This window comes from Variovorax sp. Root473 (assembly GCF_001426505.1).
GTDB lineage: Bacteria > Pseudomonadota > Gammaproteobacteria > Burkholderiales > Burkholderiaceae_C > Variovorax.
On sequence record NZ_LMEV01000004.1, the window covers coordinates 1 to 24,044 of the forward strand.

At 68.1% G+C, this 24,044-nt stretch carries 24 protein-coding genes and 1 pseudogene; 19 read left to right on the plus strand and 6 right to left on the minus strand.

Features of this window, described 5'->3' with window-relative positions; genetic code table 11:
- Nucleotides 1–156, minus strand: a pseudogene (locus tag ASD34_RS27000) (TRAP transporter substrate-binding protein); the annotation flags it as partial.
- 141 nt (nt 157–297) lie between these two features.
- On the opposite strand from ASD34_RS27000, the gene ASD34_RS04650 reads away from it, so the two are divergent.
- Nucleotides 298–1,080 (plus strand): IclR family transcriptional regulator, encoded by a 783-nt coding sequence (locus ASD34_RS04650; protein WP_056573429.1) that lies wholly within the window; start codon nt 298–300, stop codon nt 1,078–1,080.
- Between the two features lie 169 nt (nt 1,081–1,249).
- Here the strand turns inward: ASD34_RS04650 and ASD34_RS04655 are convergent, their stop codons facing one another.
- The gene (locus ASD34_RS04655) at nt 1,250–1,975 is read right to left on the minus strand and encodes a response regulator transcription factor (protein WP_056573432.1); all 726 of its coding nucleotides are present in this window, start codon (nt 1,973–1,975) and stop codon (nt 1,250–1,252) included.
- A gap of 480 nt (nt 1,976–2,455) precedes the next feature.
- Here ASD34_RS04655 and ASD34_RS27820 point away from each other — a divergent pair, with 480 nt between their 5' ends.
- The 3 genes from ASD34_RS27820 to ASD34_RS04665 are packed head-to-tail and all read left to right on the plus strand — an operon-like array spanning nt 2,456 to nt 3,141.
- Nucleotides 2,456–2,623: a hypothetical protein gene (locus ASD34_RS27820; protein WP_200937525.1), complete on the plus strand. Its 168-nt coding sequence runs from the start codon at nt 2,456–2,458 to the stop codon at nt 2,621–2,623.
- A 33-nt stretch (nt 2,624–2,656) separates the two neighbouring features.
- Entirely contained in the window at nt 2,657–2,878 is a 222-nt protein-coding gene (locus tag ASD34_RS04660) for a hypothetical protein (RefSeq protein ID WP_235509976.1), read from the plus strand.
- An 11-nt stretch (nt 2,879–2,889) separates the two neighbouring features.
- A complete protein-coding gene (locus ASD34_RS04665) occupies nt 2,890–3,141 on the plus strand; it encodes a hypothetical protein (protein WP_056573669.1) in 252 nt (83 codons plus the stop codon).
- A 36-nt stretch (nt 3,142–3,177) separates the two neighbouring features.
- On the opposite strand, the gene ASD34_RS04670 is transcribed toward ASD34_RS04665, so the two are convergent.
- Nucleotides 3,178–4,131: a formate dehydrogenase accessory sulfurtransferase FdhD gene (locus ASD34_RS04670; RefSeq protein ID WP_200937526.1), complete on the minus strand. Its 954-nt coding sequence runs from the start codon at nt 4,129–4,131 to the stop codon at nt 3,178–3,180.
- Between the two features lie 107 nt (nt 4,132–4,238).
- Here ASD34_RS04670 and ASD34_RS04675 point away from each other — a divergent pair, with 107 nt between their 5' ends.
- From ASD34_RS04675 to ASD34_RS28520, 14 genes are all read left to right on the plus strand, one after another.
- The gene (locus ASD34_RS04675; RefSeq protein WP_056573676.1) at nt 4,239–4,829 is read left to right on the plus strand and encodes a DUF3305 domain-containing protein; all 591 of its coding nucleotides are present in this window, start codon (nt 4,239–4,241) and stop codon (nt 4,827–4,829) included.
- Nucleotides 4,822–5,436 (plus strand): DUF3306 domain-containing protein, encoded by a 615-nt coding sequence (locus tag ASD34_RS04680; RefSeq protein ID WP_056573436.1) that lies wholly within the window; start codon nt 4,822–4,824, stop codon nt 5,434–5,436. Before ASD34_RS04675 ends, ASD34_RS04680 begins: the two co-directional genes overlap by 8 nt.
- Nucleotides 5,396–7,474 (plus strand): 4Fe-4S dicluster domain-containing protein, encoded by a 2,079-nt coding sequence (locus ASD34_RS04685; RefSeq protein WP_056573439.1) that lies wholly within the window; start codon nt 5,396–5,398, stop codon nt 7,472–7,474. The genes ASD34_RS04680 and ASD34_RS04685 overlap by 41 nt, the downstream gene beginning before the upstream one ends.
- Nucleotides 7,471–8,088: a molecular chaperone gene (locus ASD34_RS04690; RefSeq protein WP_056573442.1), complete on the plus strand. Its 618-nt coding sequence runs from the start codon at nt 7,471–7,473 to the stop codon at nt 8,086–8,088. Before ASD34_RS04685 ends, ASD34_RS04690 begins: the two co-directional genes overlap by 4 nt.
- 113 nt (nt 8,089–8,201) lie before the next feature.
- Nucleotides 8,202–8,426, plus strand: a complete 225-nt coding sequence (locus ASD34_RS04695) for a hypothetical protein (protein WP_056573445.1) — start codon at nt 8,202–8,204, stop codon at nt 8,424–8,426.
- A gap of 9 nt (nt 8,427–8,435) precedes the next feature.
- The gene (locus ASD34_RS04700; protein ID WP_056573448.1) at nt 8,436–11,411 is read left to right on the plus strand and encodes a formate dehydrogenase subunit alpha; all 2,976 of its coding nucleotides are present in this window, start codon (nt 8,436–8,438) and stop codon (nt 11,409–11,411) included.
- 9 nt (nt 11,412–11,420) lie between these two features.
- Nucleotides 11,421–12,041 (plus strand): formate dehydrogenase FDH3 subunit beta, encoded by a 621-nt coding sequence (gene fdh3B / locus ASD34_RS04705; RefSeq protein ID WP_056573451.1) that lies wholly within the window; start codon nt 11,421–11,423, stop codon nt 12,039–12,041.
- A 14-nt stretch (nt 12,042–12,055) separates the two neighbouring features.
- On the plus strand, nt 12,056–12,289 hold the full coding sequence (locus ASD34_RS04710) for a hypothetical protein (protein ID WP_157609638.1): 234 nt from the start codon (nt 12,056–12,058) through the stop codon (nt 12,287–12,289).
- Nucleotides 12,290–12,301: 12 nt separating this feature from the next.
- Nucleotides 12,302–13,561: a formate dehydrogenase subunit gamma gene (locus tag ASD34_RS04715; RefSeq protein WP_056573460.1), complete on the plus strand. Its 1,260-nt coding sequence runs from the start codon at nt 12,302–12,304 to the stop codon at nt 13,559–13,561.
- On the plus strand, nt 13,558–13,944 hold the full coding sequence (locus ASD34_RS04720) for a hypothetical protein (RefSeq protein WP_056573461.1): 387 nt from the start codon (nt 13,558–13,560) through the stop codon (nt 13,942–13,944). The genes ASD34_RS04715 and ASD34_RS04720 overlap by 4 nt, the downstream gene beginning before the upstream one ends.
- A gap of 150 nt (nt 13,945–14,094) precedes the next feature.
- Nucleotides 14,095–15,348, plus strand: a complete 1,254-nt coding sequence (gene glp / locus ASD34_RS04725) for a gephyrin-like molybdotransferase Glp (protein WP_056573464.1) — start codon at nt 14,095–14,097, stop codon at nt 15,346–15,348.
- Nucleotides 15,345–17,267 (plus strand): molybdopterin biosynthesis protein, encoded by a 1,923-nt coding sequence (locus tag ASD34_RS04730; RefSeq protein ID WP_056573467.1) that lies wholly within the window; start codon nt 15,345–15,347, stop codon nt 17,265–17,267. The genes glp and ASD34_RS04730 overlap by 4 nt, the downstream gene beginning before the upstream one ends.
- Nucleotides 17,268–17,305: 38 nt before the next feature.
- Nucleotides 17,306–18,136, plus strand: coding sequence for a substrate-binding domain-containing protein (locus ASD34_RS04735; RefSeq protein WP_056573470.1), 831 nt, complete (start codon nt 17,306–17,308; stop codon nt 18,134–18,136).
- A 76-nt stretch (nt 18,137–18,212) separates the two neighbouring features.
- On the plus strand, nt 18,213–19,706 hold the full coding sequence (locus ASD34_RS28520; RefSeq protein WP_056573472.1) for an ABC transporter permease: 1,494 nt from the start codon (nt 18,213–18,215) through the stop codon (nt 19,704–19,706).
- Between the two features lie 12 nt (nt 19,707–19,718).
- On the opposite strand, the gene ASD34_RS04745 is transcribed toward ASD34_RS28520, so the two are convergent.
- Nucleotides 19,719–21,236, minus strand: a complete 1,518-nt coding sequence (locus ASD34_RS04745; RefSeq protein ID WP_056573476.1) for a tripartite tricarboxylate transporter permease — start codon at nt 21,234–21,236, stop codon at nt 19,719–19,721.
- A gap of 16 nt (nt 21,237–21,252) precedes the next feature.
- Nucleotides 21,253–21,741, minus strand: coding sequence for a tripartite tricarboxylate transporter TctB family protein (locus ASD34_RS04750; protein ID WP_056573481.1), 489 nt, complete (start codon nt 21,739–21,741; stop codon nt 21,253–21,255).
- Between the two features lie 260 nt (nt 21,742–22,001).
- Here ASD34_RS04750 and ASD34_RS04755 point away from each other — a divergent pair, with 260 nt between their 5' ends.
- Entirely contained in the window at nt 22,002–22,424 is a 423-nt protein-coding gene (locus ASD34_RS04755) for a MarR family winged helix-turn-helix transcriptional regulator (RefSeq protein WP_056573484.1), read from the plus strand.
- 4 nt (nt 22,425–22,428) lie between these two features.
- Here ASD34_RS04755 and ASD34_RS04760 read toward each other — a convergent pair whose 3' ends face one another.
- A complete protein-coding gene (locus ASD34_RS04760; RefSeq protein ID WP_056573486.1) occupies nt 22,429–24,039 on the minus strand; it encodes a GMC family oxidoreductase in 1,611 nt (536 codons plus the stop codon).
- Nucleotides 24,040–24,044: the final 5 nt, after the last annotated feature.

Consider the following 24,044-nt stretch of genomic DNA (forward strand, 5'->3'; position numbering starts at 1 on the left):
CTCGGCGAAGCGCTTGACGCCGAAGCTCACGGGATGGTCGGCGTTGTTCAGGTGGCCGAAGCGGATCACGCGCTCCTGCTGTGCCTGCGCCGCAGCAGGAACGACCAGGGCGAGGGCGAGGCCGGCGGTGGCCAGCGAGCGGTAAAGCGTTCTCAAAGTTGTTCTCCAGCGTGCGATGTGAGCGATCCATGCCGGGGCGCCCACAAGCGCCTCCGGCCCCAGACGGCGCGATCTTATCGAGTTAGTGGAAAATCTTTCTACTAGTGAAAACACTTGGCAAAATGCTAGAGTCGTCGCATGACCGCCATACTCGAACGCAGCTTCAAGGTGCTCGAACATCTCTCCGGCCACCCCGAGGGCCGCGCGCTTTCCGCGCTGTCGGCCGAGCTGGAAATGCCCTTGAGCGCCACCCATCGCCTGCTGAGTGAACTGGTGCGCTACGGCTACGTGCGGCAAGACCAGAGCCATGGCGACTACATGCTGACCATCAAGCTGGTCTCGCTGGGCCTGAGCTTCCTGAGCAACAGCGGCATCGTCGACGTGGCGCAGCCGCTGCTCGACAGGCTCGCGGTCGAATCGGGCGAGCTGGTGCGGCTGGCGGTGGTCGATGGCGACGAGCTCACCTTCGTCGCGAAGGCGCAAGGCGCCACGCGCGGGCTGCGTTACGACCCGGACATGGGCCTGTCGGTGAACCTCTCGTGCAGCTCCGCGGGCCACGCCTGGCTCTCGACCATGACGGACGAACAGGCGCTGCAACTCGTCGCAAAACAGGGCTTCGGCCAGCCGGAAGATTTCGGCCCCAAGGCGCCGACCACCATGAAGGCGCTGCTCGTGTTTCTGCGTGCCACGCGCAAGCGCGGCTTCTCGATGATCAACGAGGTGTTCTCCCCCGCCATGACCGCCATGGCCGCGCCGGTGCGCGGCGCGCACGGCGGCGTGATCGGCGTCATCACCGTCGCGGGACCGCTGGTGCGGCTCACGGAAGAACGCATGCTCGCGCTCGGCCCGCGGCTGCTGGCCGCGGCGGACGACGTGGCGCGTGCCAGCGGCGCGTCCGCGCTGTTCAAGCGCCGGGCCTGAAGGCCCCGCCAGGTCGTCAGTCGACCTCGACCCCGAACAGCACGAAGCCCGCGCCGCCTGCGGGATGGACCATGGTGCAGGCCACCGCCGCAGCAGGCAGCGCGTTCACGGCGTGTTCTTTTCGCAGCCTGTGAGCGACGCCGGTGTGGTGCCCGTCGCCCGCGCCCCTTCAATCGACGCGGCGATGGTGCGCGCGTTCCAGCGTGTAGCCCACGCCGTAAAGCGAGCGCACCCGGAATTCGTCGCCAACGATCGATTCCAGCTTCTTGCGCACGCGGGACACCAGCGCGTCCAGCGACCGGCTGGCGCCCTGCTCGCCATTGCACCGGGGACCCTGGGGCAATTGCTGCCGCGACACGGGCATGTCGAGGTAGCGCACGAGCACCCGGGCGATCTCGAATTCGCTCGGCGTCAGGATGGTTTCGCGGTTCGCGTACGCCACCGCCAGGCGGCTGCGCACGAGCTGAAAGCCGTAGAGGCTTTGCGGCTTCATGTTCCGGCGCAAGGACTTCTGGCCGCACAGCAAGGACACCCGCGCCACCACCTCGTCGGGGCTCCACGGGCACACCAGAAAATCGTCGACGTCGAAGACCGACACGCGCGGCGTTTCCAGCACGGTGCGCGAGCGCGTCAGCGCAATCACCGGCGCCGTGGCCGAACGACTGGCGCTGATGCCGAACAGCATTTCCAGCAGCGAGCCCTCCATCGCCTCGCCCATCAGCAGGAACAACCCGACGCCCGGCATCGACGCGGCCTCCAGCAGGTCATCCTCGTTCACGACACACAACGGGTTGAAGCCCGCGTCCTTCAACCGGCTTCTCAGCCAGTCGACCTCCTCATCGGGATCCGTCAGCACCACCACGCGACTGTTCTTCTGCTCCACCCTGTCCACCATCGGCTTCCTTTTTCATCCGCTCCCCTGCGCGTCTCACAACGGAGTGAAATGTATTAACGATTATGAACAGTCGACAGGGAAAAGTGCCGATATTGGCCAACGGAAACAGGTAGGTCTGTTCTTTTGTCATCGTGTGCGAACAAACGCACACTAAACAGACCTCATCTCCTCGCGACGAGGGTCGATGGTTTCCTTGATCAAGCTTGCATTTCGCCAAGGCCGATCAATCAGGAAGCCCTCTGCGAAATACCCGGAAACTGGCGACGAGACGCACGAACGGTTCACGGGCAGGTGCGGTCCGAGCTCCGAGGCGCAGCACCGCCCAGCCGTGAAATACTGCGCAATCCCGCTCGGAGATTGGCCACGCCCTTCCCAATTTGCTCACAGATGTGAGCATTTCCCTGTGCGATTGTTAATGCTGCAACTATCGTCCTGCCCCTGAGCACCCGAGGTGCACAAGAAATCAAACAGGGAGTTCCCATGACCAGATCCACCCCCTCCACGATCACCGTGATGCTCGCGCTGGCGGCATCCGTTCTCATGAGCGCATGTGTGCACCACCACGCGCCACCGCGTGCAGAACCCGGCCCCGCGCACAAGGGTGGCAACTTCTGCCCGCCGGGCCAGGCCAAGAAGGGCAACTGCTGATCGCCCGCGATGCTGAATCCATTCCTGCGTGACATGAGTCCCGACGAACTCCCGGCCGGCACGTCGCGGCCGGCTTACATCGCGCTGCTGCCTGTGCTGGCCTACGTGCTCGTGGCCGTCGTCTTCCTGAGCATGTCGGTGGTCGTGCCGAGCCTGGTCGTGGCCTGCCTGTTCGCGACTGCTGCGGCCATGTCGCTGGGTGCGGGCGTGGTCCTCGGCATGAGCCTCTGGATCTTTCCGCAGCTGTCGTGCTGAGGGTCGGCTGCATGAGCACATCGAACGCCTCGGTCTTCCGCGTCCAGAGCTGGCGCACGACCCTGCTCGCGGCCTCGGTCGTGCTGCTGATCGTGATGGCGCTGCTCATGAAGTGGCTCGTCGAGCTGCAGGTGGAAACGGCGCAGGAGCGGCAACTGCGCGAAGCCGTGGCGCGCGAGGCGCAAGCCCGCTGCTTCTTGCTCGCCACACGTCAGGAAGCGGACGCCTGTCGGGCCGCCACCGCGGCGAACGTGACACCCTGACGTGGGTCGCGCGCCCGTGACGACGCCCGATGAACCTCAGTCGGTCGCGAACATCTGCGCCTGTACCCGCGCCTCCCCGTTCGCCTGCGGCTCGGCGTCGAAGCGCTCGAACCCGCAGTAGCACAGGAAGTGGCGGTTGGCGGCGCGGCCGAACAAGGTCATGCCGAGCTTGCTGGCCAGCTCGTGGCCCATCGCGGTGACGCCGTTGCGCGAGACGATGATCGGCACGCCCATGTGGGCCGATTTCATCACCATCTCGCTGGTCAGCCGGCCCGTGGTGTAGAAGACCTTGTCGCCGCCATCGATGCCATGCACCGCCATCCACCCGGCAATGGAATCGATGGCGTTGTGTCGTCCGACGTCTTCCACGAAGACCAGCATCTCGGTGCCGCGGAACAGCGCGCATCCGTGCACCGAGCCGGCCCGCCGGTGCACGCTGTTGCGCGATTTCATGCGTTCGAGAATGCGCAGCAGCGTGCCCTGCGCAATGCGCGCCGACTGCGACGTCGGCAGCTGCACGGCGCCGATCTGGGCCATCGCGTCGCCGAAGACGGTGCCTTGTCCGCAGCCCGTGGTCACGACCCGGTGCGCGGTTTTTTCAGCGAGATTGGTGATGCCCGCGTGCGTCTTCACGGCCGCTGCCTCGACGCTCCAGTCGACATCGATGCTCTCGACATCGCTCGCTCGGCGCACCAGGCTCTGATTGAGCAGGTAGCCCAGCACCAGCAGTTCGGGCGCGGCGCCCAGGGTCATGAGCGTCACGAGTTCGCGCTTGTCGACGAAGACGGTCAACGGCCGCTCCGCCGGGATGTCGATGTCACGGCGCTCGCCGTGCTGGTCGACGATCTCGATGCGGCGCAGCAGCGGGCCACGCGCCGGGTTCAGCCGCGGCGCGTCGGCGCGCGGGGGCAGCGCCACGGCGTCGAAAGCCAGCGGCACTTCGTCTGCGTCGTCTGCTTGGGCTGCTTCGTCTTCATCAAGTAAGGCCATGCGGGGAATGCTACGCCACCACGCTGCCGCGACATGCCGGGGTTTTCGCGTCGGCCATCGAGGGGTACTGCGCGCAGACTCGCGTGCCATCGGCTATGGTTCGCTCAATGCTTTCTTCGGACACCCCTGCGACCGCGCCCACGGGCCGCCCGACGCTCGACGTCGCGGTGGTCATGCGCCGCGAGCGCCTGCATGGCCCGTCGAGCCACTGGCAACCGTGGCGCTGGACGCTCGACAGCGTGCAGCCCGACGAGCCCGGCTTCGGCACCGAACCGCGCCTGCTGCGCGACGACGCCGGCGAGCAGCAATGGCTGCATCCCGGCTTCAAGGTCGAGCTGTTCCGCGACGAGGCCGAGGGCTATCACCTCAACGCGATCACGCCGACGCCGTGCTGGTTCGTGCTGTGGCGCATGGACGAGGAAGCGACGCTGTCCACGGAGCCCATTCCCCGCCCCGTCGTGGTCACGCTCAGCTATTACGAGGCCGGGCGCTGGCTCGATGCGCAGGAAACCGTCGAGCAGGTGCCGGCCCCCGCAGAGGTGGTCGACTGGGTGCGCGCGTTCGTCGACGAGCACTACGTGGTCGAGCCCAAGCGCCGTCGGCGGCCCGAGAGCTTCCGGTCGCTGGTCGACCGTTTCGGCAACGCCGCGAGCGTGTCGACCGAGAAAAAACGCGGACGGGGTGCGGGCGATGTCTGAGGGTTTTCTCGGACGGTGGTCGCGCCGCAAGCAGGAGGTGCGCGCGGCCGAGACCGTCGTGGAAGAGAAGAAGGCGTCGCCAGCAGATGACCCCGTTCCGGCGCCCGCCCTCGTCGCGGAACCGGCCGCCCTGCCGCCCGAAGCCGATCCGCACGCCGCGCCGCCATTGACGCTCGCGGATGTGGACGCGCTCGGCATCGAGTCCGACTACACGCCCTTCCTCACGAAGCAGGTGGCACCCGAGGTCAAGAACGCGGCCTTCCGCAAGCTCTTCGCCGATCCGCATTTCAACGTGATGGACGGCCTGGACACCTACGTCGACGACTACTCCCGGTCCACCCCCGTGCCCGAAAGCGTGCTGCGCCAGATGGCCAGCGCCCAGTTCCTCAAGCTCTTCGACGAAGGCCCCGAAGACATTCCCCCTGAAACCCCCGACGACGCCGAGGCGACGGACGTGGCACAGTGCCAGGGTTCCGAAACGCTTCCCAGCCCGCCGGTTGCACAGACGCAACCCGCCAGCCAAGAAACCGATGACCACCACGCTGATCTGCGATTGCAACCAGACGATGCCACTCGAGCCGAAGACGCTCGGCGCGGCACTGGCTGAAACCCTCCCGCTGCATTCATCGCTGTGCCGCCGCGAGGCGACCTCTTTCCAGCGAGCGATCCAGTCCGGCGACGACGTCGTGGTCGCCTGCATCCAGGAAAAACGGCTGTTCGGCGAACTCGCCACGCAGACGCCCGACGCCACCTCGCCGATCCGCTTCATCAACATCCGCGAGACGGGCGGCTGGAGCCGCGACGCGAAAAGCGCGATGCCGAAGATCGCCGCGCTGCTGGCCGCCGCCAGCCTGCCCGAGCCCGACCCCGTCTCGACCGTGACCTACAACAGCCAGGGCCGGCTGCTGATCATCGGCCCGCTCGACGCCGCCGAGCGCGCCGCGGTGCTGGTCGGCGACACGCTCGACGTCACCGTGCTCGCGCAGGGCCCCGGTGCGGCCGGTGGCGCCCAGGCGCGCCGCTGGCCGGTCATTGCCGGGCGCATCGATTCGCTCAAAGGCTGGCTCGGCGCCTTCACGCTGCGCTGGACGCGCGACAACGCGATCGACCTCGACCTGTGCACCCGCTGCAACGCCTGCGTGGCCGCCTGCCCCGAGCAGGCCATCGGGCTGGACTACCAGATCGACAACGCGCGCTGCACCTCGCACCGCGACTGCGAACGCGCCTGCAGCGTGGCGGGCGCCATCAATTTCAGCCGCGAGCCCCAGGCGCTCGACGCGGCCTTCGACCTCGTGCTCGACCTCGGCGCCGCGCCGCAGATCGACTGGCACGCGCCGCCGCAGGGCTACTTCCACCTGCCCGGCGGCGTCGCGCAGACCGAAGGCCTGCAGACGCTGCTGCGCCTGCGCGAGCTGGTGGGCGAATTCGAAAAGCCCAAGTTCTTCGACTACAAGCAGAAGCTCTGCGCGCACAGCCGCAACGAAGTGGTCGGCTGCAACGCCTGCGTCGACGTGTGCTCGGCCCATGCCGTGAGCAGCGACCCGCAGCGCCAGCGCATCGTGGTCAACCCGAACCTGTGCGTCGGCTGCGGCGCCTGCACCACGGTGTGCCCGACGGGCGCGCTGGGCTACACCTACCCGCGCGCGCCCGACCAGGGCCTGAAGCTGCGCAAGTTGCTCGGCACCTATGCGGCCGCGGGCGGGCGCGACGCCGCGCTGCTGCTGCACAGCCAGGAAGGCGGACAAGCGCTGATCGAGCAACTCGGGCGGCAGGCGCAGCTCGGCAAGGCGCAGGGCGTGCCGGCGCGCGTGATTCCGGTCGACCTGTTTCATGCGGCCAGCACCGGCATCGACCTGTGGCTCAGCGCGATTTCCTTCGGCGCCTCGCAGGTCGCGGTGCTGTGCACCGGCGAAGAGGCGCCGCAGTACCTCGCCGCGCTCAAGCAGCAGATGAAGCTCGCGCAGGCGCTGCTGCTGGGCCTGGGCTACACCGGCACGCACTTCCACGTGATCGAGGCCGATTCGCCTGTGGTTCTGGACGCCGCGCTGGCCGGCTTGCGCACGACCACGCAGCGCGTGCCCGCCACGGCCGCCCGCTTCGCCGTCGGCGCCGACAAGCGCGACCGGCTCGAGATGACGCTCGACCACCTCATGGGCGCGGCCCCTGCCCTGCAGACGCCCACGGAGGCGCCGCTGGCTTTCGCGCTGCCGGCCGGATCGCCGCTGGGCGCCATCGCAGTCGACAAGGACAAGTGCACGCTGTGTCTGGCCTGCGTCAGCGCCTGCCCGTCGGGCGCTTTGCTGGACAGCCAGAGCGCGCCGCAACTGCGCTTCATCGAAAAGAACTGCGTGCAGTGCGGGCTGTGCGAGATCACCTGCCCCGAAGACGCCGTCTCGCTCGTGCCGCGCCTGCTGGCAGCGCCGGAGCGCAAGCAGCAGGTGCTGCTGAACGAGGCCAGGCCCTGGGCCTGTATCCGCTGCAGCAAACCCTTCGGCACGCAGAAAGCCATCGAGGCCATGCTCGGCAAGCTGGCCGGGCACGCCATGTTCCAGGGCGAAGCGCTGGAGCGCCTCAAGATGTGCAGCGACTGCCGCGTCATCGACCTGTACAGCGCCACCAACGAAGTGAAGATCGCCCCGCTATGAGCCAGACCTTTCCCGCCACGTCCGCACTCGACGAGGAGGTGGCCCGGGCCGAGCTCTACGGCCTGCTGGCGCGGCTCTGGTACGCCGCGCCCGATACCACATTGCTCGAAGCGTTCCAGGTCGCCCCCACCGAGGCGCCGGCCGCCGGCGCCTTTCTCGAAGAACCGTGGCGCCAGCTGGTCGGTGTCGCACGCGACACCACCGCGGGGGCCGCGCACGAGGAATACGACGCGCTCTTCGGCGGCATCGGCAAGCCCGAGGTGCTTCTGTTCGGTTCGCATTACCTCAGCGGTTTTCTCAACGACAAGCCGCTCGTGCAACTGCGCAACGACCTCGACCGGCTGGGCCTGGCGCGCACCGAGACCACCTACGAAACCGAGGATCACATCGCCTGCCTGTTCGAGGTCATGCGCTACCTGATCGCCGGGGAGGACGTGGAGGTGGCCAACCTCACGCAGCAGCAGGCCCTCTTCTCCAAACATATCCAGCCCTGGCTGCCCGCGCTCTGCGATGCGGTGTCGCAGCATCCGCGGGCCCGGTTCTACGCGGCCCTGGCCGTCTTCACGCGCGCGTTCGGCGATGTCGAGGCGCAGGCCTTCGACATGCTGGACTGAAGCGAACGAATGCAAGGGGTATTCAGGTTGCTCACACGTTGTTGCTGGTCTAGTATCCACAAGGCCGACCGGGTTTCCCTCTCGCGTCGCGCCTAGCCACTCCTGGAGTCAATATGCAGGACAGCCAAAACACCGGCATCAAGCCGGCCTCCCGCCGGGGATTCTTCATCGGCGCCGCCACCGCCGGCGCCGCCGCAGTGGCCGTCACGTCGCTGCCAAAAATGGCCGAGACGCCCGCCGCCGCCGCCGCCTCTTCCTTGCCGCCCCCGCCTGAAAACGGCGGGGGCTATTCCCTGAGCGAACACGTCAAGCGTTACTACGCCACCACGTCAGCCTGAGGAGACCCCGTGCTTCTGACCAGAAAATCCCCAGGCACCGCGAGCCAGCGGGCCTCCGACACCTCGCCCTTCGTCCACAGCTTGCGGCGCGGCCTCGCGAACGCCTTGCCAACGATGGACCGCCGCGCGTTCCTGCGTCGCTCCGGCCTCGGCGTCGGCGTCGGCCTGGCGGCCACCCAGCTCACGCTGATCCAGAAAGCCAAGGCCGCCGACGGCAGGCCCACGGCCATCGGCGCCGGCAAGATCGAAGTGAAGCGCACCGTGTGCTCGCATTGTTCGGTGGGCTGCGCGTCCGACGCCGTGGTCGAGAACGGCGTGTGGGTACGGCAGGAACCCGTGTTCGACTCGCCCCTCAACCTGGGCGCCCACTGCGCCAAGGGCGCGGCGCTGCGTGAGCACGGTCACGGCGAATACCGCCTGCGCTACCCGATGAAACTCGTCAACGGCAAGTACGAGCGCATCAGCTGGGACACCGCCCTCGACGAAATCACGGCCAAGCTCAAGGAACTCACCAAGGCCAGCGGGCCCGACGCGATCTACTGGATCGGCTCCAGCAAGCACAGCAACGAGCAGTCGTACTTGCTGCGCAAGTTCGTGAGCTTCTTCGGCAGCAACAACTGCGACCACCAGGCGCGCATCTGCCACTCGACCACGGTTGCGGGCGTGGCGAACACATGGGGCTACGGCGCCATGACCAATTCGTACAACGACATGCGCAATTCGAAGATTGCGATGTACATCGGCTCCAACGCGGCCGAGGCGCACCCCGTGAGCATGCTGCACATGCTGCATGCCAAGGAAAACGGCTGCAAGATGATCGTGGTCGACCCGCGCTTCACCCGCACCGCGGCCAAGGCCCATGAATATGTGCGCATCCGCTCGGGCTCGGACATCGCGTTCCTGTTCGGCATCCTGCACCACATCTTCAAGAACGGCTGGGAAGACAAGCGCTACATCAACGACCGCGTCTACGGCATGGACGAGGTGCGTGCCGACGTCATGAGCAAGTGGACGCCGGACAAGGTCGAAGAGGCCTGCGGCGTGAGCGAAGCCCAGGTGCTGAAGGTCGCGACGATGCTGCACGAGCACCGCCCCGGCACCGTGGTCTGGTGCATGGGCCAGACGCAGCACAGCATCGGCAACGCCATCGTGCGGGCGTCGTGCATCCTGCAGCTGGCGCTGGGCAACGTGGGCAAGTCCGGCGGCGGCACCAACATCTTCCGCGGCCACGATAACGTGCAGGGCGCCACCGATGTGGGCCCCAACCCCGATTCGCTGCCCGGCTACTACGGCCTCGTCGAAGGCTCGTGGAAGCATTTCGCCGCCACCTGGGGTGTGGACTTCGAATGGATCAAGGGCCGCTTCGCATCGCCCGCGATGATGAGCAAGCCCGGCATCACGGTCTCGCGCTGGATCGACGGCGTGCTCGAGAAGAACGAGCTCATCGACCAGGACTCGAACCTGCGCGGCGTTTTCTACTGGGGCCATGCGCCCAACTCGCAGACGCGCGGCCTCGAGATGAAACGGGCCATGGACAAGCTCGACCTGCTCGTCGTGGTCGACCCGTACCCCTCGGCCACGGCCGCCATGGCCGCGATGCCCGGCCGGCCCGAAGACGCCAACGCGAACCGCGCGGTGTACCTGCTGCCCGCGTGCACGCAGTTCGAAACCAGCGGATCGGTGACGGCATCGAACCGGTCGGTCCAATGGCGCGAGAAGGTCATCGAACCGCTGTGGGAGAGCCGCACCGACCACATGATCATGCAGCAGTTCGCCGACCGGCTGGGCTTCGGCAAGGAACTGAGCAAGAACTACAAGATGCAGAAGGTCAAGGGCATGGACGAGCCCGTGCCCGAAGACATCCTGCGAGAGATCAACAAATCGTGCTGGGCCGTCGGCTACTCGGGCCAGAGCCCCGAGCGGCTGCAGGCGCACATGCGCAACATGGCCGCCTTCGACGTGCGCACGCTCAAGGCCAAGGGCTCCGTCAAGGACAAGGTCAACGGCTACGACATCTCGGGTGACTACTTCGGATTGCCCTGGCCCTGCTACGGCACACCCGAACTCAAGCACCCCGGCTCGCCGAACCTGTACGACCCATCCAAGCATGTGATGGACGGCGGCGGCAACTTCCGCGCGAACTTCGGCGTGGAGCGCAACGGCAAGAACCTGCTGGCCGAAGACGGCTCCTATTCGATGGGCGCCGACATCACCACCGGCTACCCCGAGCTCGACCACCTGCTGCTCAAAAAACTCGGCTGGTGGGATGAACTCACCGAGGCCGAGAAGCCCAAGGCCGAAGGCAAGAACTGGAAGACCGACAGCTCGGGCGGCATGATCCGCGTGTTCATGAAGAACCACGGCTGCCACCCCTTCGGCAATGCCAAGGCCCGTGCGGTGGTGTGGAACTTTCCCGATGCGATTCCGCAGCACCGCGAGCCGATCTACGGCACGCGCCCCGACCTTGTCGCGAAGTACCCGACCCACGACGACAAGATGGCCTTCTGGCGCCTGCCCACGCTCTACAAGACCGTGCAGCAAAAGAACATCGCCGACAAGATCGCCGAGAAATTCCCGTACATCATGACGTCGGGCCGGCTCGTGGAGTACGAAGGCGGTGGCGAGGAAACGCGCTCCAACCCCTGGTTGGCCGAGCTTCAGCAGGAGATGTTCATCGAGATCAACCCGAAGGTCGCGGCCGAGAAGAACATCCGCAACGGCGAGCGCGCCTGGGTGCACACGCCCACCGGCGCCAAGCTCAACGTGCAGGCCCTGGTCACCGAACGCGTCGGGCCCGACACGGTGTTCCTGCCCTTCCACTTCTCCGGCCGCTGGCAGGGCGAAGACCTGCTCGCCTACTACCCGAAGGGCGCGGCGCCCATCGTGCGCGGCGAGGCCATCAACACCGCCACGACCTACGGCTACGACAGCGTCACCATGATGCAAGAGACCAAGACCACGGTCTGCAACATCGAGAAAGCATAAGGAATCACCATGGCAAGAATGAAGTTCGTCTGCGATTCCGAGCGCTGCATCGAATGCAACGGTTGCGTCACGGCCTGCAAGAACGAGAACGAGGTGCCCTGGGGCGTGAACCGCCGCCGCGTGGTCACGCTCAATGACGGCCTGCCCGGCGAGAAGTCGATCTCGGTGGCCTGCATGCACTGCTCCGACGCGCCCTGCATGGCGGTGTGCCCCGTGCAATGTTTCTACCGCACCGAGGAAGGCGTGGTGCTGCACGACAAGGACGTGTGCATCGGCTGCGGCTACTGCTCGTACGCCTGCCCCTTCGGCGCGCCGCAGTTCCCGTCGCAAGGCACCTTCGGCGCCCGCGGCAAGATGGACAAGTGCACCTTCTGCGCCGGCGGCCCCGAAGCCAACGGCTCCGAAGCCGAGTTCGAAAAGTACGGCCGCAACCGCCTGGCCGAAGGCAAGCTGCCGGCCTGCGCCGAGATGTGCTCGACCAAGGCCCTGCTGGCCGGCGACGGCGACGTCGTGGCCGACATCTTCCGCACCCGCGTCGTGCACCGCGGCACGGGCGCCGAAGTCTGGGGCTGGGGCACGGCCTACGGCTCGCAGCAGGCCGGCACGCCGCCGACCGGAGGCACCAAGTGAAGCGCGCGGCCGTGATGCTCTGCGCGCTGGCTTCGGGCACGATGCTGCTGGCAGCCTGCAGCGAGAAGCCGCAGACGAACGCCGAGGGCGTCAAGTACGACGCGGTGCCCTGGAGCGGCACCGGCACACAGGCCAACACCGGCACGGTCTTCACCGCGCCCGGCTGGAAGGTGGGCGACAAGGCGTCGTGGGAGCAGCAGATCAAGACGCGCTCCAACGGCCAGAACGAGTACACCCGAACGAACTGAACCGGAGGCCGCATGAGCGTCACCATTCGCACGAGGCACGCGTTCCACGCGCTGCTGGCGACCGCGCTCCTGGGCTGTGCAGCCGGGGCGCTGGCCCAGGAGGCCAACCCGGCCCCGGCCGCGAGCGGCGCTGTCACCGCGTCGCCCGCTTCGTCTGCCCCGGCAGCTGCGACAACGCCTGCGCCGAAGGCTGAAGGCGGCATCCGCAGCCAGAACATCTTCGAGGTCAAGCCCGAAGCCAGCGCCGACCCCAACTACCTCAACCAGACCAACGGCGAGCGCAACAAGGTGCAGCCCGGCAACAACGCGCCGATGTGGCGCCAGGTGAGCGGCGGCGTCACCGGCTACAGCAGCCTGCCTGTGAGCGAGGCGCCCGAGGCCGGCAACCTGATCCAGCGCTTCGTGCAATACCCGGGTTCGCGCTTCACCAACGCGGGCGAGGCCTGGCGGCAGGTGCGCAACGACTGGATCATTCCGTACGGCGCGGCGCTGCTCTTCGTCACGCTGCTGGCGCTGGCGATCTTCTATTTCACGCGCGGACCGATCCGCCTGCATGGAAAGGAAACGGGCCGCAAGATCGAGCGCTTCACGCCGTTCGAGCGCGCCACGCACTGGTCGAACGCACTGGCCTTCGTCACGCTCGCGGTGTCGGGCATCGTGATGGCCTTCGGCAGGTTCTTCCTGCTGCCGGTGCTCGGCAGCACGCTGTTCGGCTGGCTCGCCTATGTGCTCAAGACCGTGCACAACTTCGTCGGGCCGCTGTTCGTGGTGACCACGCTGTTCATGATCTTCACCTTCATTCGCAGCAACTGGCCGAGCAAGGACGACCTCACCTGGCTGCGGCACGGCGGCGGCCTGTTCGGCGGCAAGGAGCCTGCGTCGCACCGCTTCAACGCGGGCGAGAAGGCGGTGTTCTGGGGCGGTGTGCTGTTCCTGGGCAGCATCGTCATCGCCTCCGGCCTGTTCCTCGACAAGCTGCTGCCCGGCTTCGTCTACACGCGCGGCGAGATGCAGGTCGCGCACATGGTGCATGCCGTGGCGACGCTGCTCATGATGGCGATGATCATGGGCCACATCTACATCGGCACGCTGGGCATGACCGGCGCCTACAAGGCGATGCGCGAAGGCTACGTCGACGAGGCCTGGGCACGCGAGCACCACCGCCTCTGGTACGACGACATCGAGGCCGGCAAGATCCCCGCGCAGCGCTCGAAGCCCGCCGGCACGCCGGAACCTGCACGGCCGGTGACGGCGCAAGGAACCTCCGCATGAAGCACACGTTGACCCTTTTGTTCACGCTGGCTGCAGCGTCCGCGTTCGCCAAGCTCCCACCGCTTTCGCCAGAAGCCCAGGCCAAGGCCGCCGAGACCGCGGCCCGCACCGCGTGGACCGCCAAGACCGACGCCTACCTGCTGTGCAAGTCGCAGGATCAGGTCGCCGCCAGGTACCGCGCCAGCGCCGAAGCGGCCGGCAAGCCGACGACGGCCGCGTTGACCACGCCGCCCTGTTTGGACCCCGGCCCCTTCGCCGCCGCGCCTAAGCCCGAGACCAAGCCCATCGAGGCATCGGGCGCGCACTCCCCGGCCACCACGGCCGCGTCGCCCCCGAGTTCGAACCAGACCTCGGCACAGACGAATCCCGCGCCCAAGAAGTAGGCTGGGCAGTGCGCACCGCGCATGCGCGGACGCAATCCAAAGGCACCGAAAGCGGCCGGCTGGCACCTGTCGGCGTGGCCGCTTTTTGCATGGCTGTCGCGCGCAATGCCCCGACAACGCCAGAGACATCCAACTTCTATACTGGCCCCGATGCCCACACCCGAACGAACTGCCTCGCCCGATGTGCGTATGCGCGGCTTCACGCAGCGCGCCGAGGTGCCTGCCGCCCTCGCCTGGATCGACGCCCACACGCCCCTGCTGTCCGGTGAATCCGTACCTGTCGACGAGGCCACGGGACGCGTGCTGCTGCACGAGGTGATCGCGCCCATCGCGGTGCCCGAGTTCGATCGCGCGGCCATGGACGGCTATGCGTTGCGCGGCGGCGAAAGCACCGGCGCCGGCGAATACAACCCGCTCGAATTTCCGATCGCGGGCCATGCGTGGCCCGGCCGGCCTTTCGAAGGCGACGTGCCCGCGGGCGCTGCGATCCGCATCATGACCGGCGCCCCGGTGCCACAAGGCCTCGACGCGGTGGTGCCCGCCGAATACGCGAGCGAGCAGGACGGGCGCCTGACCATCACGCGCGCCGTCGCGCCGGGCCAGCACGTGGGCCATGTCGGTGAAGACATCGCGCGTGACAGCACGGCGCTCGCCGCGGGCCGCCGGCTGCGTCCGCAGGATGCCGGACTGGCGGCCTCGCTGGGGCTGGCCCAATTGCAGGTGGTGCGTCGGCCCCGCGTGCGGCTGCTTGTCACGGGCAATGAAGTGCGCGCGCCCGGCATGCCGAAGGGGCCGTTCGAGATCTACGACGCCAACTCCGTGACCTTGCGCGGCCTCGTGCTGCGCGATGGCGGCGTGCTCGCGTCGCACCAGCGCTTGGGCGACGACCCGCAGGTCATCGCACAGGCGCTTACGGCGCCCGGCGCCGACGTCGTACTCATCTCCGGCGGCTCCAGCGTGGGCGCCGAGGACCACGCGCCGCGCCTGCTGGCCGAACTGGGCGAGCTGGCGATCCACGGCATCGCGATGCGGCCCTCCAGTCCTGCTGGCATGGGGCGCATCGGCGACACGCTGGTATTCCTGCTGCCGGGCAATCCCGTGTCCTGCCTGTGCGCGTACGACTTCTTTGCCGGACGCGCCATCCGCCAGCTCGGCGGACGGCCCGCCGACTGGCCCTACCCGCGCACACGTGCGACCGTCGCGCGCAAGATCGTCTCGCAAGTGGGCCGCGTCGACTACGTGCGCGTGAAGATCGGCAGCGACGGCGTCGAGCCGCTCGCGCTGTCGGGCGCGTCGGTGCTGAGCTCGACCACGCGCGCCGACGGCTTCGTGATCGCGCCTGCCGAAAGCGAAGGCTTCGGGCCAGGGACCGACGTCACTGTTCATCTTTACGAGTGCCCGTGAAAGCCCAATCGCAATTCCTCGATGTCGTCACGCGGGACGAGGCCGAGCGCCGCTTCCGCGAACACCTGACCCTCGCGCCGCTGGGTCGCCAGACGCTGCCCCTGCACGCGGTGCTGGGCCGGGTGCTGGCCGAAGACGTGGTCGCCGCCATCGACGTGCCGGGCTTCGACCGCTCCAACGTCGACGGTTTTGCCGTGCAGGCCGCCGACACCTGGGGCGCGATGGAAGAACAGGTCCGCGCGCTGGCCCTCGTGGGCGAAACGCTCGCGCCCGGCATCGTGCCGCAGTGCGAAGTGACGCCCGGCCATGCCACTGCCATCGCCACCGGCGGCATGCTGCCGCGGGGCGCCGATGCGGTGGTGATGGTGGAACACACCGATCTCGACCACGGCCACGTGCAGGTTCGCCGCGCCGCGACGGCGGGCGAGAACGTCAGCTACGCCGGCACCGACATCGCACGCGGCGAGACCGTGCTGCGCGCGGGCCAGCCGCTGAGCTCGCGCGAGATCGGCGTGCTTGCGGCACTGGGCCTGGCCGAAGTCGGCGTGTACCGCAAGCCGCGCGTCGCCATCTTCTCCACCGGCAACGAGATCGTCGCGCCCGGCGCGCCGCTGCCCACGGGCGCCGTGTACGACTCCAACGCCGCCATCATCGGCGCCGCAGTCGAGGAACTGGGCGGCGAGCCCGTCCGGCTGGGCGTGATTGCGGACGACGAGGCCCTGCTGTCGGCCGCGCTTGCACGCGGGCTGGAATGCGACGCTGTGGTCTTCTCAGGCGGCACGTCCAAAGGCGAAGGCGACCTGTCGTACCGCGTGGTGGCGGCCCTCGGCGATCCGGGCGTCGTGGCGCACGGCGTGGCGCTCAAGCCCGGCAAGCCAGTGTGCCTGGCGGTCACGGGCGGCAAGCCGGTCGTGATCCTGCCGGGCTTTCCGACCTCGGCGGTCTTCACCTTTCACGAGTTCCTCGCACCCGTGATCCGCGCCTTTGCAGGCCAGCCGCCCGAGCGGCGAGAGCATGTCGATGCCACGCTGCCCCTGCGCGTGAACTCCGAGCGCGGTCGCACCGAATATTTGCTGGTGGGTCTGGTGCCCACCGACGACGGCATGGCCGCCTACCCGATGGGCAAGGGCTCCGGCTCGGTCACCACGTTCAGCAGCGCGGACGGCTTCATCACCATCGGCCAGCACACCGAGATCCTCGACGCTGGCGCACCCGTGCAGGTGCAGCGCCTGGGCCAGGGGCTGGACGCCGCAGACCTCATCTTCATCGGCAGCCATTGCGTGGGCCTCGACTGGCTGAGCGGCGAACTGATGCGCCAGGGCCTGCGCATCAAGGCCATGAACGTGGGCAGCACGGGCGGGCTGATGGCCGCGAAGCGCGGCGAATGCGACGTGGCAGGCATCCATTTGATGGACCCGGCGACGGGCGTCTACAACCGGCCGCTGCTCACGCCCTCGCTCGAGCTGGTTCCGGGCTATGGCCGTATGCAGGGCATCGTCTACCGCCCGGGCGATGCGCGCTTCGAGGGACTGGACGCCGCCACGGCCATCGCCGCCGCCACCACGCAGCCCGGCTGCACCATGGTCAACCGCAACGCGGGCAGCGGCACGCGGATCCTCATCGACCGCCTGCTCGCCGGCGCGAAGCCGCCTGGTTACGGCGTACAGACCAAGTCGCACAACGCGGTCGCGGTGGCCGTGGCGCAAGCGCGCGCCGACTGGGGCCTGGCCATCGACACGGTCGCGCGGCAGTACGGCCTGGGCTTCATTCCGGTGCAGGAGGAACGCTACGACTTCGTGATGCCCAAGACGCGGCTGGCGCGCGCGCCCGTGCAGGCCTTCGTTGCGCTGCTGCAGTCGGTGGCGGCGCGCGAGGCGCTGGGCCGGTTGGGCTTTCGCGTCGTCGAACCCGCCGCCTGATCACAGAACTGCTTCTTCCACTCACAAGGACTTCGACGATGGCTTTGCGCAGACGCTTCACCCTCCTCGCTCTCACCGGCGCGCTCGCCGGCACGTTGCTCGCGCCGATCGCGCACGCGCAGGACAAGTTCATCGTGCTGGCATCGACCACCTCGACGGAACAGTCGGGCCTGTTCAAGCACCTGCTGCCGCAGTTCACCCAGGCGACGGGCACCGAGGTGCGCGTGGTGGCCGTGGGCACCGGCCAGGCGCTGGACATGGCGCGACGCGGCGATGCCGACGCCCTGTTCGTGCACGACCAGCCCGCCGAAGAGAAGTTCGTCGCCGAAGGCTTCGGCCTCGCGCGCCAGGCGGTCATGTACAACGACTTCGTGCTGATCGGTCCGAAGTCCGACCCGGCCGGCGTGCGCGGCAAGGACATCGCGATGGCGCTCAAGCGCCTGGGCAGCACGGGCACGGCCTTCGTCTCGCGCGGCGACAAGAGCGGCACCCACTCGGCCGAACTGCGCCAGTGGAAGCTGGCCGGCATCGACCTCGCCAGTGCCAAGCCGGCCGGCTACAAGGAATGCGGCTGCGGCATGGGGCAGGCGCTCAACATTGCCGCGTCGACCAATGCCTATGTGCTGTCCGACCGCGGCACCTGGCTCAACTTCAAGAACCGCGCCGACCTGGGCATCGTGGTCGAGGGCGACAGGCAGCTGTTCAATCAGTACGGCGTGATCGTCGTGAACCCAGCCAGGCACCCGCACGTGAAGAAAGACCTGGCGCAAGGCTTCGCCGACTGGGTGGTGTCGCGCGACGGGCAAGCCGCCATTGCCTCGTACAAGATCGGCGGCGAGCAGCTCTTCTTCCCGAACGCGAACCAGTGAACGGTGCGCCGGTCGATGGCGGGGCTGGGTCGCGCGATGCACATGGCCCCGCGCTGGCGATGAAAGCCGCCGGCCAATGAACACCATGACCGAAGGCTGGGCGCTGGCCTGGCAACTCATCGCCGCCGCCGACCCCGAACTCGTGCGCATCACGGCGCTCTCCCTGCAGGTGAGCGCGACGGCCTGCGCGATCGGCGCCCTGTTCGGCCTGCTGCTCGGCGCCTGGCTGGCGGTGGCGCGGTTTCCGGGGCATGTGCTGGTCGTGTGGTTGGTGAACACGCTGCTTGCACTGCCCGCCGTGGTGGTGGGCCTGCTGGTGTACCTGCTGCTTTCGCGCTCGGGGCCGCTGGGTCAGCTCGGCATTTTGTTCACGCCGTCGGCCATGGTGGTGGCGCAGAGCGTGCTCGTCACGCCGCTGATCGCCGCGCTGTCGCGCCGGCTCGTGATGGCGGCACTCGCCGATGGCGGCGACCAGCTGCGCTCGCTGGGCGCAGGTCCGCTCGCCACGTCGCTCCTGATGCTGGTGCACGACCGGATGGGCGTGGCGACCGTGCTGCTCACCGCCTTCGCGCGCGCCATCGCCGAGGTCGGCGCCGTGATGATCGTCGGCGGCAACATCGCCGGCGTGACGCGCGTGATGACCACCACCATCGCGCTGGAAACCAGCAAGGGCGATCTTGCGCTGGCCCTGGCGCTGGGCATCGTGCTGCTGGCGGTGGTCGGCGCGGTCAACGGCGCAATCGGGCTTTTGCAGTGGCTGGCCACGCGCCCGCCGAGCGCCGCCGCGCCGGGAAGGCCGCAAGCGGCGCGCCCCCCGCCCGCTCCTCGCACACCGGTGGCCGCCGAGGCCACACCGTTGATCCGCGCCGAGAAAGTCACCGTGCGCTTCGGCCAGGTGGTCGCGCTGAACGACGCATCGCTGACGCTGCTCCGGGGCGAGCGGCTCGTGCTCGTCGGCGCCAACGGCTCGGGCAAGACCACGTTGCTGCGGCTGCTGCATGGCCTGCTGCCCTGCAAAGGCCGCTGCGAGCGCCTGCCGCTGCAGCCACAGGGCCGCCTTCCGCGCGCGGCCATGCTGTTCCAGCGCCCCTTCCTGCTGAGCCTCTCGGTGTGGCGCAACGTGTGGGTGGGCCTGTGGCTGTCGGGCGTGCCGGCCGCCGAGCGCAGCGAGCGCTGCGGCCTGGCACTGGCGCGCGTGGGCCTGCTGGACCACGCGGCGCGGTCGGCGCGCTCGCTGTCGGGCGGTCAGCAGCAGCGCCTCGGCCTGGCGCGCGCATGGGCGCTCCAGCCGGACATCCTGTTCCTCGACGAGCCGACTGCCAGCCTGGACCCGGGTGCCAAGAACGAGATCGAGGCCCTCATCGAAGAGGTCGCCCACAGCGGTGTGACGATCGTGATGAGCACCCACAACCTCGGCCAGGCCAAACGCCTGGCCACGCGCGTGGCGTACCTGCATGCAGGACGCATCGTCGTCGAGCGGCCCGTGGCGGACTTCTTCGGCTCGGACGATCTGCCGCCCGAGGCCGCCCAGTTCCTGCAGGGCGAACTGGGCTGGCATCTGCGGCCCTAGCGCAGCTTCGGCCTATCCCTCTTCGACGAACGCCTCCTCCCGCTTGGACCGGATGGAGGGCAGGAGCACGATCAGCATCAGCACGACCGCGGCGGCGAGCAGGCCTGCCGAGATGGGGCGTGACACGAACACGCTCCAGTCGCCGCGCGACAGCAGCAGCGCGCGGCGCAGGTTCTCTTCCATCATCGGTCCGAGGATGAGGCCGAGCAGCAACGGCGCCGGCTCGCAGCCGAGCTTGATGAAGCTGTAGCCCACGACCCCGAAGATCGCCACCAGCCAGATGTCGAAGACGTTGTTGTTGGTCGAGTACACGCCGATCGCGCAGAACAGCACGATGGCCGGAAAGAGCCACTTGTACGGAATGGTCAGCAGCTTGATCCACAGACCGATGAGCGGCAGGTTCAGGATCACGAGCATCAGGTTGCCGATCCACATCGACGCGATCAGGCCCCAGAACAGCTCGGGGTTGCTCGTCATCACCTGCGGCCCGGGCTGGATGTTGTGGATCGTCATGGCGCCGACCATCAGCGCCATCACCGGGTTGGGCGGAATGCCCAGCGTCAGCATCGGAATGAAGGAGGTTTGCGCGCCCGCGTTGTTGGCGGCTTCGGGGCCCGCCACGCCGCGGATGTTGCCCTTGCCGAACGGCACCTCGCCCGGCTTGAGCTGGATCTTCTTTTCGAGCGTGTAGGCCGCAAAGGCCGACAGCAGCGCGCCGCCGCCCGGCAGGATGCCCAGCGATGAACCCAGCGCGGTGCCGCGCAGCACGGCCGGCAGCATGCGCTTGAAGTCTTCCTTGGTGGGGAACAGGCCGGAGACCTTGGCGGTGAACACCTCGCGCTCATCCTCGGGGCGCGCGAGGTTGGCGATGATCTCGCCGTAGCCGAACACGCCCATGGCGATGGCGATGAAGCCCAGGCCGTCGGTGAGCTCCGGAATGTCGAAGCTGTAGCGCGCCACACCGGAATTGACGTCGGTGCCGACCAGCCCCAGCAGCAGGCCGACCAGGATCATGCAGATGGCCTTGAGCAGCGAGCCCGAGGCCAGCACCACGGCACCAATGAGGCCGAGGATCATCAGCGAGAAGTATTCGGCCGGGCCGAACTTGAACGCGACTTCCGTCAGCGGTGGCGCGAACGCGGCCAGGATCAGCGTGCCCACGCAGCCCGCGAAGAACGAGCCCAGGCCCGCGGCCGCGAGCGCGGGCCCGCCGCGCCCCTGCTTGGCCATCTGGTGCCCGTCGATCACGGTGACCACCGACGAAGACTCGCCAGGCAGGTTCACCAGAATGGCAGTGGTCGAGCCGCCGTATTGCGAGCCGTAGTAGATGCCGGCCAGCATGATGAGCGCCGCCACCGGTGGCAACGCGTAGGTGGCAGGCAGCAGCATCGCGATGGTGGCCGTCGGGCCAATGCCCGGCAGCACACCGATCAGCGTGCCCAGCAGGCAGCCGATGAAGGCATAAAGAATGTTCTGCAGCGAGACGGCAGTGGCAAAGCCGAGCGACAGGTGTTCGATGAGTTCGGACATGGTACGGGTTCCCTGCTCAGCCGCTGATGAAGGTCGGCCAGACCTGGAACTGCAGCTTGAGCCCCACGATGAAGGTCAGGTAGCTGCCGATGGCGAGCACGGTTGCCAGCACGAGCGACAACTTCATCGAGAAGTGCGCGCCCGCCATGCACGCAACGATCACCAGCGCGTAGATCGCGAGCACCAGACCCATGGCCGGCAGGCCGATGCTGCGCAGGCCCGCGAGCAGGATGCCGAACAGCAGGTTCGCGCCGATGATGAATCCGAGCGGCTTCCAGGCGATCTTGCCGACGGGGTCGCCGTCGACGGTGTCGATCTTGAAGGCGCTGGCGATGACCACCAGGCCCAGCACCGTCAGCAGGCAGCCGATGAGCAGCGGAAAGTAGCCGGGGCCCATGCGCGCGGCGCTTCCCACGTTGTAGTTGTTGGCGCCGAGCGCAAAGGCCGCACCGACGCAAGTGAACATGATGCCGGAGAAGAAAGTCTTCTGGCTCTTGATCCGCATAGGCAATCTCTTTCACGGGTAAAAAATGGACACGACCGCACGACCCCGCCGCACGGGCGGCAGTGAACAGAACGGACGGGGATGACACGCACGGCGGGCAGAGCTTGCGCAGCACTTCGCACAAGTCAGCTTCCGGACAGGTATCTCATGTTATGAGGTTTATTACATCATATTGTGAGTAATTACCCTTTGATCCTGCCGCCGAGTCCGCCGAAGCCGCTGCTACATTCCCGCTCTGGGCACACACACGGAAAACAACAATGGCCAGTCCGCGCGACACCATCGAGAAACAGCACCTGGAAGCGCTGTCCGACTTCAGGTTCAGGCTTCGCAGCTTCCTGCGATTCAGTGAAGACGCCGCACGCGCGGAAGGCATCACGGTGCTTCAGTACCAGCTGATGCTTCACACGCAGGCTTTCCCCGGCCGCGAATGGGCCACCGTCAGCGAGATCGCCGAGCGCCTGCAGGCCCAGCCTCACGGCGTGGTCGCCCTCGTGTCGCGTTGCGAAGAAGCGGGGCTGGTCAAGCGCAAGCCCAGCACGACCGACCGGCGGCAGGTCGAAATCCACCTGCTCGCGGCCGGGCGCCGCAAGCTCGAACGACTCGCGCTGCTGCACAAGTCGCAGGTGGCAGACCTGGCGGAAGTCGTGGCGCTCGCGAGCGCCGGGGGAGGCGGCGCCTAGCGCGTCAGCCGGCGCGCCCCAGCAGCAGGTCCGCGCCCTTCTCGCCGATCATGATGGCCGCCGCGTTGGTGTTCGCGGAGGTCATGGTGGGCATCACCGATGCGTCGATCACGCGCAGCGCCTCGACCCCGCGCACGCGCAGTGACGCGTCGACGACCGCGCCGTCGTCCTCGCCCATGCGGCAGGTGCCGACGGGGTGGAACACGGTGCCGCCCTTTTCGCGCGCGAATTGCGCCAGTGCCGCATCACTGCGCGTCGCGTTGCCGGGCAGGTACTCCTCGCCCGTCACCAGCTCGCGGAACGCAGGCTGGCGGTAGATCTCGCGCAGCATCTTCAACCCCTCGACCAGCACCTTCACATCGTGCGGCTGCTCGAGGTAGTTGGAGACGATGCGCGGCGGCGCCAGCGGGTCGGCCGAGCGCAGCCCCACGCTGCCGCGCGATTCGGGCCGGCACTGCGCCGCGGAGGCTGAAAAGCCCGAGAAGCGATGCAGCGGATCGCCGGGCTTGTCGACCGACAGCGGCATCACGTTGAAGAGCACGTCGGCGCGCGCGTCCTTTGCGACCGCGGTGCGCACCATGCCGCCGACCTGCCCGGCCCCCACGGTGAGCGGGCCGCGCTGGCCGAACAGCCATTGCGAGCCCATGCGCGCCAGTCCCAGCGGGCTGCGCACCTGGTCGTTGAGCGACATCTTGTGACGCAGCTTGACGATCACGCGTGCCTGGTAGTGGTCCTGCAGGTTGGCGCCGACGCCGGGCGCGTCGACCTGCACATCGATGCCGTGCGCACGCAGCATCGCGGCCGGGCCGATGCCCGAGAGCTGCAGCAGCTGCGGGCTCTGCAGCGCCCCCGCCGAGAGCACCACCTCGGCGTCGGCGCGCGCCTCGCGCGGGCGGCCGTCCTGCAGCCACTGCACGCCGACGGCGCGGCCGTTTTCGATCAGCACGCGCGTGACATGCACGCCGGTGCGCACCTGCAGATTCGCGCGCCGGCGCGTGGGGTTCAGGAAGGCGGTGGCCGCGTCGCAGCGCCAGTGGCCGCCGATCGTGAGCTGGTAGGCGCCGAGGCCCTCGTCCTGCGCGCCGTTGAAGTCGGCGCTGGACGGGAAGCCCGCCTGCGCGCCGGCCGCGAGCCAGGCCGCGCAGTACGGGTGGTCGTTGCGCAAGTCGGAGACGCACAGCTCGCCCGAGGCGCCGTGGTATTCGCTCTCGCCGCCCGCGTAGCGCTCGGACTTGCGGAAGTACGGCAGCACGTCGCGGTAGCCCCAGCCGGTCGCGCCCCGGCGGGCCCAGTCGTCGAAGTCGGCATGCTGGCCGCGGATGTAGAGCAGGCCGTTGATGGCGCTGGAACCGCCCAGCACGCGCCCGCGCGGCCAGACGATGCGGCGATGCGCCGTCTGGGCCTGCGGCTCCACATCGAACTGCCACGAGAAGCGCGTGTCGTAGATGGAGCGGAAGTAGCCCACCGGCAGCCGCAGCCAGAAGTTGCCGCCCGTGCCGCCGGCCTCCAGCAGCAGCACGCGGCGCGCGCCGTCGGCGCTGAGCCGGTTGGCGAGCACGCAGCCGGCCGAGCCGGCGCCGACGACGATGTAGTCCCAGTCGCCTTCAGCCTGCATGCCGC